Source organism: Alkaliphilus pronyensis (genome assembly GCF_009017275.1).
In the GTDB taxonomy this organism is placed as follows: Bacteria; Bacillota; Clostridia; order Peptostreptococcales; family Natronincolaceae; genus Alkaliphilus_C; species Alkaliphilus_C pronyensis.
On the sequence record NZ_WBZC01000074.1, the window covers coordinates 1 to 12991 of the forward strand.

The window sequence follows — 12991 nt, forward strand, 5'->3', positions numbered from 1 at the left end:
GACACCAAAAAAGCAGCAGCAGCAGAAGACGAAAAAGAAATAACACCACCGCCACAAGAGATAGTAACAGGCTCAATATCAGGAATAGATATAATGGACCTAGAAGATGCAGTAAAAGAGCTATGGAAAAAAGAAATATATGCAGAAAGCGGAATGGGCTGTACAGGACCAATAGTTATGGTAAACGAAGAAAGACTCCAAGCAGCCATAAAGGTATTGGCAGAGGCTGGATATGTAGCAGGTGAAGCCAGCTGTTAGAAAGCAATGAGTAATGAGAAAAAACACAATTAAAAATTAATATGTAGCCGACTATATGGTCGGCTAACTTCTTTTTATAAAGAAAACTTAGTTCAGATGGAGTTTTAACTCCACCTGAACTGTAGCTCCGCTTACTTTCAAGCTTGGCGGCACTTATCTCCCGCTTAAGAAGCGGGAGTGTTAGTAACGCCGCTGAGATAAACCTAGATTTTTTAAGAATTAACAGCATAACCTACTTATTGCAAAATGTTTGTTAAAAAACTTAATAAAATCTTAACAAAAATAAAATATTATAGTTTTATTGCAGGAAATTCCGAAAAAGACTAGAATATATATGAGTACCTATTTTATTGGGGGGAAAATTATTTATTATGAGGAGGAAATTTACATGTTTAAAAAAGTATCAGTGCTTCTTCTAAGCCTAATGCTTATTACTGCTTTATTAGTAGGCTGTGGTGGTGAGACAGAAGTAACTAGTGATTTAAAGGTTGGTATGGTTACTGATGCAGGTACAATTGATGACAAATCATTTAATCAAGGTACTTGGGAAGGTATAAAGCTAGCAGAAGAAGAGCTTGGTGTAGAAACAAAGTATCTTAAGCCTGCTGGAACTACAGAATCAGATTATTTAAAGGAAATTGGAAATCTTTATGATGCAGATATTAAATTTATAGTTACTCCTGGATTTAAGTTTGAGACAGCTATATTCCAAGCTCAAACTAAGTATGAGGATGCTAAGTTCGTACTTATTGATGGAAGCCCACATTCTGGAGATTTTAATGCAGTTGTTGGAGAAAACACGGTTTCAATTTTCTTTGCAGAGCATGAGTCAGGATTCTTAGCTGGGGTTGCTACAGCTGTTGAGCTACAAGAAGGTGAAGTTGGCTTTATTGGTGGAATGGAAATACCTCCAGTTCAAAAGTTTAACTGGGGCTTCCAACAGGGTATAAAATATGCCAATGAAAATCATGGAACCAACATCGAAATGAAGGCTGAAAACTTTGTTTATCAAGGAAGCTTCGATAACGTAGCAGCAGGACAGCAATTGGTAGCAGCTCAGTTTGATAAGGGAGTAGACGCTGTATTCTGTGCAGCAGGTGGAGTTGGTGTTGGAGCAATAAATGAAGCTAAAGCTAGAGTAGAGTCTGGCGAAAATGTATGGATTGTTGGGGTAGACGTTGACCAATATGCTGATGGTATATACACAGAAGAAGATGCAGAAGAGCAAAAATCTGTAATACTTACATCAGCCATGAAGAGAATCGACCAAGCGGCTTATGATATGATTCAAGCTGAGATAAATGGCGAGTTCCCAGGTGGAGAAGTATTAAACTTTGACGCTAAAAACAATGGCGTTGGTATACCACAGGAAAATCCTAACTTAAGTTCAGAAACTGAAGAAGTAGTAAGTGATGTCTTTTCCAAACTTCAGTCCGGAGATATCACTGTATCAGCTGAACAAGGTGACTTAATAAAATAAACAATTTTATAGAAAAAGGACGGACTAACCCGTCTTTTTTCTTTTGTCTCTATAGAGTAGGAGGGATTAATGATGGAGTATGTTGTAGAAATGCTCGATATTAGAAAAGAATTCCCAGGGGTAATAGCCAATGATAATATTACTTTAAGGCTTAAAAAAGGTGAAATACATGCACTATTAGGGGAAAATGGAGCTGGTAAGTCTACTCTTATGAGTATCTTGTTTGGTTTGTATCAGGCTGATAGTGGTAAAATTCGGGTAAATGGGAAGGATGTAAGCATATCCAACCCAAATGTTGCCAATGAACTTGGAATTGGAATGGTTCACCAACATTTTAAACTTGTACACAACTTTACAGTTACAGAGAATATTATATTGGGAATGGAACCTAAAGCAGGTTTAAGTATAGACATTAAATCAGCAGCAAAAAGAGTTAAGGAAATTTCAGAGCAATACGGTTTAAATGTTGAACCAAATGCTAAAATAGAAGATGTCTCAGTAGGTATGCAGCAAAGGGTCGAGATATTAAAAATGCTATACAGAAATGCAGACATACTGATTTTTGATGAACCTACTGCTGTTCTTACTCCACAAGAAATTGATGATTTAATTAAAATTATGAAGAATTTAATAAAGGAAGGTAAATCTATAATTCTTATTACCCATAAGCTAAAGGAAATAAAGGCAGTGGCGGACCGCTGCACTGTAATAAGAAGAGGTAAATATATAGGAACAGTTGATGTTGAGTCAACATCCAAGGCACAAATGGCTGAAATGATGGTAGGTCGTGAGGTTTTATTTACAGTGGATAAACCAGAAAAAAAGGCTGGAGAAGCTATATTAAAGGTTGATAACCTGTCAGTTAAATCCAGTAGAGAAGGAGTTATGGCTGTAAAAAACTTTTCGTTTGAGATTAAGGAAGGAGAAATACTGGGCTTAGCTGGGGTTGAAGGTAATGGTCAATCTGAGCTTGTTGAAGCTATAACTGGCCTAAAGCCAATAACCTCTGGAAAAATAACACTTAACGGTAAAGAAATTTCTAGTCTTTCAATAAGAGAGAGGATTAACAGTGGAATTGCCCATATACCAGAGGATCGTCAAAAAAGAGGATTAGTATTGGACTATACAGTAGGACAAAACATGGTTATAGAAATATATGACCGTAAACCCTTTTCTGATAGAGGTCTATTAAATCATAAGGCTATTTCAGAATATGCAGAAAAAATTGTTGAAGATTTTGACGTTAGGGCAGGACAAGGAGTAGATTCAATTACAAGGTCCCTATCAGGTGGAAATCAGCAAAAAGCAATCGTAGGTAGGGAGATAGAGCTAAAGCCAGATGTTTTAATTGCCGTACAGCCTACTAGAGGCTTAGATGTTGGATCAATAGAATATATCCATAGAAGGCTTATTGAACAAAGAAACAATGGAAAAGCTATTCTATTAGTCTCATTAGAGCTAGATGAAATCCTTAGCTTATCAGATCGTATTGCAATAATTAATAATGGTGAACTAATCGGAATAGTAAATGCTAAGGATACCAACGAAAATGAGGTAGGGTTAATGATGACAGGTATAAAGAGGGGGGATACAGATTGAAGCTATCAATTTTGAACAAAATTCCTAAAAGTTTAATAGTATCACTATTAGCTGTAGTCTTTGGGCTTTTGGCAGGAGCACTGTTTATGCTATTTACTGGCAATAATCCCTTTGAAGGTTATACCTACCTTATAAGGGGAGGAACCATGAATATTGAAAGACTAGGTAATACACTAGCTACTGCCTCTCCCCTTATTCTTACAGGTCTTTCTGTAGCCTTTGCCTTTAGGACAGGTCTATTTAATATAGGCGCCTCAGGACAAATGCTATTTGGAGGCTTCTGTGCTACAGCAGTTGCCCTTACATTAAGTGCCCCAAAGCCAATTCTATTACTAATTAGTGTAATAGCTGCTGGTATTGGTGGAGCACTTTGGGGAGTTGTACCAGGTCTATTAAAGTCAAAATTTAATGTTCATGAGGTAGTATCCTCCATAATGATGAACTGGATAGCCTACTGGGTTATATACTACGCAGTTCCAACCTATTTAAAGGGAGCATTTTTAGAAACAGAATCTAAAAAAATATCCCATGAAGCATCATTAAGGGTGGATTGGCTCACTAACCTATTTGATGGCTCATATATAAATTTAGGCCTATTTATCGGAATTATTAGTGTTATTGTAATAGCATTTATACTAAACAAAACTGTATTAGGCTATGAGCTAAAATCTGTAGGCTTTAATAGATACGCCGCAGAGTATGCAGGAATAAGTGTTAACAAGAATATAGTTCTTGCAATGATGATTTCTGGTGCCCTTGCTGGCTTGGCTGGAGCAGCCCTTTACATTGGTAATGCATCTAATATTCAAATTGGAATACTTCCACCCCAGGGCTTTGACGGAATTGCAGTATCCTTGCTTGGGTCAAACACACCCATAGGTGTACTTGCGGCAGCAATATTTTTTGGGCTTTTGTACTCTGGAAAAGGATTTATGAACGCCATGACTAACATACCACCAGAAATTGCAGATACAATTATAGCAACTATTATTTACTTCGCAGCAACCAGTGTTCTTATTGAAAAGGGCCTAGACAGATTAAAGAAAAAAAGGAGGGGTAATTGATTATGTGGACACTAATAGCACAAATATTTCCATATGCAATAGCATTTACTATTCCTCTTTTAATTACTGCTTTAGGTGGTCTGTTTTCAGAAAGGTCAGGGGTTGTAAATATTGGGCTAGAAGGTTTAATGGTGGTTGGTTCCTTCTCAGCAGCAATGGTTATATATTCACTACAACCTACGATGTCAATAGATATAGCTGTATGGATAGGGCTTTTAGCAGCAGCCCTAGCAGGAGGATTATTCTCTCTATTACATGCCTTTGCAAGCATAAACTTAAATGCTAATCAGGTAATAAGTGGAACAGCTATAAATATGATGGCTGGAGCCCTTACGGTTTTCCTTGCTAGGAATGTAACAGGAAGTGGTAATATTCCTATTGTAAGGGGTTTAATAAGACGAAACATTCCTGTTTTATCTGAAATACCCATTATAGGAAGGCTTTTCTTTACAGGAACCTATGCCACAACCTGGCTTGTATTGGTAATTCTTTTTATAGGATGGTTTGTAATATACAAAACCTCATACGGACTAAGGCTAAGGGCCTGTGGAGAGCATCCACATGCTGCCGATTCAGCTGGTGTTAATGTTTATAAAACTAGATATATAGCAGTTATTATATCAGGTGCTTTTTCAGGCTTAGGAGGAGGCATATTGTTGGTAACCATTGCTGGAGAATTTACTGGTTCAGTAGCTGGACTAGGCTTCCTGGCACTTGCTTCCCTGATATTTGGACAGTGGAAGCCATTGGGAATACTTGGAGCAACAGCTTTTTTTGGTATAGCTAGTACCATAGCCAACGTATCCTCGGTTATTCCTATGCTACAGGTAATACCAGGGGTATTACTTAAGGTATTCCCTTATGTTGTAACACTAATTGCCTTAGTTGCCTTTTCAAAATCCTCTCAAGCTCCAAAGGCTGCAGGGGAGCCCTATGAAAAAGGAAAAAGATAAAGATAAATGTAAATATATGCTTAAGAGATTTCATTTGATTGAAATCTCTTTTTGTTGCAATTCTCATGCCACATTCGGCAATTATCAATAGATACTTTATTAAATTATAGAACAATGGTATAATAGTACTAATACAAAAGCTATAGGAAAGGGTGGTATTATGAGAATGGGCTTCAGCTTACAACTTGAGCAAACTCAAAAACTTGTTATGACTCCACAGCTGCAGCAGGCAATAAAAATTCTACAGCTAACTTCCTTTGAATTAGACCAGTTTATTCAGACACAATTGGAAACAAACCCTTTTCTAGATGTAAATGAGGAGCCTCAACAGGAAACAGAGAAAAATCAAGACTATCAAAAGAAGGAGGTTGACTGGAAGGAGTATGTAGATGATTACGATAAGAACTATGAGTACTCTGGTCATCATTATAATGCAGATAATGAATTTAATTATGAAAACTTCATTTCTGATAAAGCCTCTCTTCAAGATTACCTGTTAAATCAGCTTCATTTTACGTTTCTTAATCAAAGTCATAGAGCAATTGGTGAATATTTAATTAATAGCCTGGATGAAAACGGTTACCTTACTTTGCCTGTATTAGAAGTAGCAGAAAAATTCAAAGCAAATATAGAAACAATAGAGGGTATTCTAAGTATAATACAAACCTTTGAACCGCCAGGCATAGGGGCTAGAGATTTAAAGGAATGTCTAATAATTCAGTTAAAATTCCTAGGCATTTCCTGTGGTAAGGTATATGAAATTATTGATAAGCATTTAGAAGATATTGCTGCTAATAGGTATCCAATTGTAGCGAAAAAGCTTGATATATCCGTTGAAGAGGTACAATCAATTTGTGATTTTATTAGAACCCTAGAGCCTAAGCCGGGCAGAAACTTTTCAAGTTTAAATAACAACTATATTGTACCTGATGCAGTTGTTAAAAAAATAAATAATGATTATTATATTGTAGTTAATGATAATAACTCCCCTAGACTTATAATTAGGGAGGACTATAGAAGATTATTGGCAAATAATGATAATAATGAGACAGTAAAATTCATTAATGACAAGTTAAATGCAGCTACATGGCTAATAAAGAGCATTGAACAGAGAAGACAAACTATTTATAAAGTAATTGAAGTTATTATTGACAAGCAAAGAGCTTTTTTTGATAATGGTAAAAAACATTTAAAGCCTATGACCTTAAAGGAAGTTGCAGATATTATTGAGGTTCATGAATCAACTGTTAGTAGAGCAACCTCTGGTAAGTATATAGAGACACCAGTAGGTACCTTTGAATTAAAGTATTTCTTTTCTAGTGGCATAGAAGGTTCAGATGGTGAAGGGGTTTCCTCTGAAAGCATAAAAAGCTTTATTAAAGATATTGTTGAAAAGGAAAACCCTAAAAAACCATTAAGTGATAGTAAAATAGCAGATATCCTTACAGCAAAGGGTATGCCTATTTCAAGAAGAACAGTAGCAAAATACAGAGATGATCTTCTAATTCCAGCTTCATCTAAAAGAAAAAGATATTGATTCAATTTTTAGTAATGAGTAATGAGAAAAAACATAGTTAAAAATTAAAAGTTAAAAACATAACCAAAAATGAAAATAAAAATTAAAACTAGAATTCAATAAGTATTGTGTAATGAGTGAAAAGCAAAATTTTCATTATTTAACCAAAAAATATTGAATCTAAATTTGCCTTATTGTATAATAAGCTTGAATAAAGGTTTATTTTTTTTGATTCATAAGGACATAATATGTTTAAGAGGGACTAATATAGACCCAAAAGGATGGTGAGAATGAAGGATATTATTGAAATTCAAAAGGTAATAATTCCAGAAATCTTTACATTGCTAGAAAAACGCTACGAAATACTTAGAAATATTTCTACTTTACAGCCTATAGGTAGACGTGCTTTATCAAATAGACTACATATTGGAGAGCGTATAGTAAGAGGTGAAGTAGAATTTTTTAGTAGGCAGGGTTTAATTACTATCAATGCTTCAGGAATGACAATAACTAGTGCAGGAGAATCAGTTATAGAGGGACTCAAGGATTATATATATGATGTTAGAGGAATAAAGGATTTGGAAGTAAAGCTAAGTAATAAGCTAAACATAAAAAAAGCTATAATAGTACCAGGAAATGTCGATATTGATGACTATGTTATGAATGATATATCAAAGACAACATCAAACCTTATTACTGATATAGTAAAGGAGAATGACATTATTGGTGTCACTGGTGGAAACACTATGGCAGCAGTGGCTGACGGTGTAAATCAGCAAAGTAAAGACAAGAATATAACTGTAGTTGCAGCCCGTGGCGGTTTAGGTAAAAGGGTTGAAAGTCAAGCAAATACAATAGCTGCTAAGCTAGCAAACAAATTAAATGGTAATTATCAAATGCTCCATGCCTCAGATACTCTTAGTGAAGAGTTGCTATTAAAAATGATTGAGGACCCAGAAATAAGTAAAATAATTGAAATGATAAAAAAGGTAAATCTATTGATTTTTGGTATTGGAAGAGCCGATAAAATGGCAAAACGAAGAGAATTACCTGTTGAGGTAGTAGATAAATTAGAAAAATCAAAAGCAGTAGCCGAAGCATTTGGGTTTTATTTTAATAGAGAAGGTGTAATTGTTCATGAAATGCAGACAATAGGTATACAGTTTAATGATTTTTTAAAAATACCAACTGCAATTGGTGTTGCTGGAGGCACAGGGAAAGCAGAAGCAATACTGGCGGTTTCAAAGCTTAAAAAGGATATGATTCTAGTAACTGATGAGGGAGCCACCAGAGAGATTCTTGAGAAATACTAATTTAAGTAAATATAAAATTTAGGAGGGTATTAAAATGAGTGTAAAAGTAGCCATTAATGGATTTGGAAGGATTGGAAGAATTGTATTAAAGGTAGCCGTAGAGGAGGCAAATAATTGGGAGATAGTAGCAATTAATGATTTAACTGATCCCAAAACCCTTGCTCACCTACTGAAGTATGATAGCTTGTATGGAAAATTTAATGGTAGCGTTGAGGCAAAAGAAGGTGCAATTGTTGTAAATGGAAAAGAAATCAAAATACTAGCTGAAAAGGACCCAGAGAAGCTACCCTGGGCAGAACTAGGGGTAGATGTTGTAATTGAGGCCACAGGTGTTTTTAGAAGTAAGGAGAAGGCTTCTAAGCATATTACAGCTGGGGCTAAAAAGGTTCTTATAACTGCACCTGCAAAAAAAGAAGACATAACTATAGTAATGGGAGTTAACGAAAAAGACTATGATCCCCAAAATCATCATGTAATTTCAAACGCTTCATGTACCACCAATTGTCTTGCTCCATTTGCTAAGATAATTGATGAAAAATTTGGTATCAAAAAAGGCTTAATGACAACTATACATGCCTACACAAACGATCAAAGGATTTTAGATTTACCCCACAGTGATTTAAGAAGAGCAAGAGCAGCTGCTCAATCAATTATTCCTACAACTACAGGAGCAGCAGAGGCTGTAGCTTTAGTATTACCTCAATTGAAGGGTAAGCTAAGTGGCATGGCTATGAGGGTGCCGACACCAACTGTTTCAGTTGTTGATCTTGTTGTTGAGCTGGAAAAAGGAACAACAGCAGAGGAAATAAATAAAACCATAAAAGAAGCCGCTGAGGGTGAGTTAAAGGGTATTTTACATTACTCAGAAGAGCCTCTAGTTTCATCAGATTATCGTCAAGACCCTAATTCCTCTATAGTTGATGGACTATCAACAGCAGTAATTGGTCACAATCTAGCTAAGCTAGTAGCGTGGTATGATAATGAGTGGGGATATTCTGTTAGAGTTGTTGATTTAGTTTCTTATATTGTTTCAAAAGGGTTATAATAACATATGTCCAGTTTTATACTATATCTATGGGACTGGACTTTTTTACTAAAGGAATTTGATAACAGTTTAATCTATGGTAAAACTTTTAATGTGTAGGAGGGGTAAAATATTTATGCTAGATAGAAAAACAGTTAAAGATTTAAATGTACAAGGAAAAAAGGTGCTTGTACGTTGTGATTTTAATGTACCAATGGATAAAGAAGGGAATATAACAGATGATAGAAGAATTCGTGGTGCTATACCTACAATTACATACTTACTTGAAAACCAAGCATCAGTAATTTTAATGTCCCACTTAGGTAGACCTAAGGGAGAGGCTAACCCCAAGTACTCACTAGCACCAATAGCCAATAAAATTTCAGAGCTTCTGTCAAAAGAGGTTAAGTTCTCTAATGACCCTCATGTGGTGGGTGATGTAACTAAAAACCTTTCAGCTGAGCTAAAGCCAGGAGAGGTAATGCTACTTCAAAATGTTAGATATAGAAGGGAAGAAGAAAAAAATGATGAGGAGTTTTCTAAGGAGCTAGCATCTTTAGGAGATGTTTTTGTAAATGATGCCTTCGGAACCTCACATAGAGCCCATAGCTCTACGGCTGGCATTTCAAGCTTTCTTCCTTCAGCAATGGGCTTTTTAATTGAAAAGGAGCTTGAATTTATGGGTAATGCCTTAGAAAGCCCTGAAAGACCTTTCGTTGCAATTCTAGGTGGAGCAAAGGTGTCTGATAAAATAGGTGTTATAGAAAATCTACTAGATAAAGTAAATACATTATTAATTGGCGGTGGAATGGCCTATACCTTTTTAAAGGCGCAAGGTCATGATATAGGCAAATCACTACTAGAGGCAGATAAAATGGAATTAGCTCTAAGGCTATTGAAAAAAGCTGAGGAAAAGGGGGTAAAGCTGCTACTGCCTGTTGACTCAATAGTAGCTAAAGAGTTTTCCCCAGACTCAGAATACAAAGCTGTTGAAAACCACGAAATGCCTGAAGATTGGTTAGGTGTTGATATAGGCCCAAGAACGGTAGGTATCTATTGCAAAGAAATAAAAAATGCCAAAACTATAGTTTGGAATGGTCCAATGGGAGTATTTGAGATGGAGGCCTTTGCAGTAGGCACAAAGGAAATTGCTAAAGCACTTTCTCTTTGTGAAGGTATTACAATAGTAGGCGGTGGAGATAGTGCAGCTGCTGTGGAACAGCTGGGTTATGCAGAAAAAATTCGACATATTTCTACTGGTGGAGGAGCATCCTTAGAATTTTTAGAAGGAAAAATATTACCAGGAATAGATGTATTAGATAGAAAATAGAGGAGTGATTTAATGCGAAGGCCAATTATAGCTGGTAACTGGAAGCTGCATAAAACAATAAATGAAGCAGTAACGCTAGTTAATAGTATAATAGATGAGGTAAATAAAACAGATGTTGAAGTTGTTGTATGTTGCCCATACACATGTCTTTCAGAGGTGAAAAAAGCTTTAGCTGGCAGCAAATTAAAGCTAGGTGCCCAAAACCTCTTTTGGGAGGATACGGGGGCATTTACTGGTGAAGTATCTGCCGAAATGCTAAAGGAAATAGGTGTTGAATATGTAATTATTGGTCACTCTGAAAGAAGACAATATTTCCATGAAACTGATGAAACAGTAAATAAAAAGGTGAAAAAGGCCCTTGAAAAAGGACTAAATCCAATTTTGTGTGTAGGTGAAACCCTAGAAGAAAGGGAAGCTGATAAGACATTTAATGTAGTAAAAAATCAAACACTGCTGGCTTTAAAAGATGTGTCACCTTTAGATGCTAGTAAAATAGTAATTGCCTATGAGCCAGTTTGGGCTATAGGCACTGGAAAAACCGCATCTTCACAGGATGCTAATACAGTGATTTCCTACATAAGAGAGGTCTTAAAAGAAATCTATAATGATGACATCTCAGAAGAAATAAGAATACAGTATGGTGGTAGTGTTAAGCCATCTAATGCAACAGAGATTATGCAGGAATCAGATATAGATGGAGCACTTGTTGGTGGAGCAAGTCTTGAAGCCCACCAGTTTTTAGGTATTGTTAATTTCTAGAAAGGAAGATAATAATGAAAAAGCCAGTTGCATTAATTATTTTAGACGGCTTTGGAATTAGTGAGGGTAAGCTAGGCAATGGAATTAAGGCTGCCAGCTTACCTATCTATAATAAGCTGTTAAACCAATATCCCCATACAGAAATTTCAGCAAGTGGAATGGCGGTAGGACTTCCCGAGGGTCAAATGGGAAATTCTGAAGTAGGACACCTTAACATTGGAGCAGGTAGAATAGTATATCAAGAGCTTACCAGAATTTCAAGAGAAATAGAGTTAGGGGAATTCTACAAAAACCCTCAATTGCTAAAGGCAGTAAAGGCTGCAAAAGAGAATAATCAAAAGCTCCATTTAATGGGTCTTGTTTCTGATGGTGGTGTCCATAGTCATATAAATCACCTAGTTGCCCTGTTAAAGCTGGCTGAATCAGAAGGCTTAAAGGATGTTGCTATCCACTGCTTCTTAGATGGTAGAGATACACCACCCCAAAGTGCCTTAGAATATATTCAAGAGCTTGAAGAAAAAATAGAAGAGATTGGAATAGGATTTATAGCTACTATAAGTGGAAGATATTATGCTATGGATAGAGATTTAAGGTGGGAACGTATAAAACAGGCCTACGATGCCTTAGTGCTGGGAGAGGGACGTAAAGCTAACTCGCCCCAAGAAGCTATTGAAATCGCCTACCAGCAAGGGGAAAATGATGAATTTGTAATACCAACAGTAATAATTACCTTACAATCAGGAAAAGTTCAAGCTAATGATTCAGTAATATTTTTTAATTTTAGACCTGATAGAGGTAGAGAGATGACCAGGGCTTTAACCGAGGTGGACTTTGAAGGGTTTATTAGAGAAAAAGGGTACTTTACATTATGCTTTGTTACAATGACCCAGTATGACAAAACCTTTAACAATGTAAATGTCGCTTATCCACCTCAAAGCTTAAAGAATACTTTAGGGGAATACATAAGTAATAAAGGACTTAGTCAGCTGAGAATTGCAGAAACAGAAAAATATGCCCATGTAACTTATTTCTTTAACGGAGGGGTGGAAAAACCCAATTTAAATGAAGAGAGAAAAATGATACCTTCTCCTAAAGTTGCAACCTATGACTTGCAGCCTGAAATGAGTGCAAAGGAAGTAACAGATGCTTTAATAGTAGAACTAGATAAAGATAAGCATGATTTAATAGTGTTAAATTATGCAAACCCTGACATGGTAGGGCATACAGGTGTTATGGATGCTGTTGTGAAGGCATTAGAAGCTGTTGATGCCTGCTTAGGTAGAGTTGTAGATAAGATTATTGCTAAAGGTGGTACAGCAATAGTTACCTCTGACCATGGTAATGCAGAATTACTTATAGACGAAGAAACAGGAACACCAGTGACTGCCCATACAACTAACCCTGTACCTTTAATTTTAGTAGGCAGTGATAATGTAGAACTAGCTGAGGATGGTAAGCTATGCGATATTGCACCAACCCTATTAGAGCTGTTAGGATTAGAAAAACCAGAAGAAATGACGGGAGTAAGCTTGATTAGAAGACATGGTTAAAAATTGAAAGTTAAAAGTTAAAAGTGAAAAGTTAAAAGTTAAAAGTTAAAAGTTAAAAGTTAAAAGTGAAAAGTGAAAAGTGAAAAGTGAAAAGTGAAGAGTTAAGAATTAAGAGTTAAGAATTAAGAATTAAGAGTTAAGAGTT

General features: G+C 36.0%; 10 protein-coding genes and 1 pseudogene. All 11 read left to right on the top strand.

Going from position 1 to position 12991, the window contains the following annotated elements:
- Window positions 1–258 (top strand): annotated as a pseudogene (locus F8154_RS14175) (glycine/sarcosine/betaine reductase complex component C subunit alpha); the annotation flags it as partial.
- Window positions 259–646: 388 nt separating this feature from the next.
- Entirely contained in the window at window positions 647–1738 is a 1092-nt protein-coding gene (locus F8154_RS14180; RefSeq protein WP_151862277.1) for a BMP family lipoprotein, read from the top strand.
- A 72-nt stretch (window positions 1739–1810) separates the two neighbouring features.
- Entirely contained in the window at window positions 1811–3337 is a 1527-nt protein-coding gene (locus tag F8154_RS14185; RefSeq protein ID WP_151862285.1) for an ABC transporter ATP-binding protein, read from the top strand.
- Window positions 3334–4401, top strand: a complete 1068-nt coding sequence (locus tag F8154_RS14190) for an ABC transporter permease (RefSeq protein WP_330577932.1) — start codon at window positions 3334–3336, stop codon at window positions 4399–4401. Before F8154_RS14185 ends, F8154_RS14190 begins: the two co-directional genes overlap by 4 nt.
- Before the next feature lie 2 nt (window positions 4402–4403).
- Window positions 4404–5354: an ABC transporter permease gene (locus F8154_RS14195; RefSeq protein WP_151862278.1), complete on the top strand. Its 951-nt coding sequence runs from the start codon at window positions 4404–4406 to the stop codon at window positions 5352–5354.
- 166 nt (window positions 5355–5520) lie between these two features.
- Window positions 5521–6891 carry an RNA polymerase factor sigma-54 gene (gene rpoN / locus F8154_RS14200; RefSeq protein WP_243141269.1) on the top strand — a complete coding sequence of 457 codons (1371 nt, stop codon included), beginning with the start codon at window positions 5521–5523 and terminating at the stop codon, window positions 6889–6891.
- 269 nt (window positions 6892–7160) lie between these two features.
- Window positions 7161–8183: a sugar-binding transcriptional regulator gene (locus tag F8154_RS14205; RefSeq protein WP_151862280.1), complete on the top strand. Its 1023-nt coding sequence runs from the start codon at window positions 7161–7163 to the stop codon at window positions 8181–8183.
- Between the two features lie 34 nt (window positions 8184–8217).
- Window positions 8218–9228 carry a type I glyceraldehyde-3-phosphate dehydrogenase gene (gene gap / locus F8154_RS14210; protein WP_151862281.1) on the top strand — a complete coding sequence of 337 codons (1011 nt, stop codon included), beginning with the start codon at window positions 8218–8220 and terminating at the stop codon, window positions 9226–9228.
- A gap of 115 nt (window positions 9229–9343) precedes the next feature.
- Entirely contained in the window at window positions 9344–10537 is a 1194-nt protein-coding gene (locus F8154_RS14215; protein ID WP_151862282.1) for a phosphoglycerate kinase, read from the top strand.
- Between the two features lie 12 nt (window positions 10538–10549).
- Window positions 10550–11296: a triose-phosphate isomerase gene (gene tpiA, locus F8154_RS14220; RefSeq protein WP_151862283.1), complete on the top strand. Its 747-nt coding sequence runs from the start codon at window positions 10550–10552 to the stop codon at window positions 11294–11296.
- Between the two features lie 14 nt (window positions 11297–11310).
- Window positions 11311–12846, top strand: coding sequence for a 2,3-bisphosphoglycerate-independent phosphoglycerate mutase (gene gpmI, locus F8154_RS14225; RefSeq protein WP_192930320.1), 1536 nt, complete (start codon window positions 11311–11313; stop codon window positions 12844–12846).
- The last annotated feature ends 145 nt before the right edge of the window (window positions 12847–12991 follow it).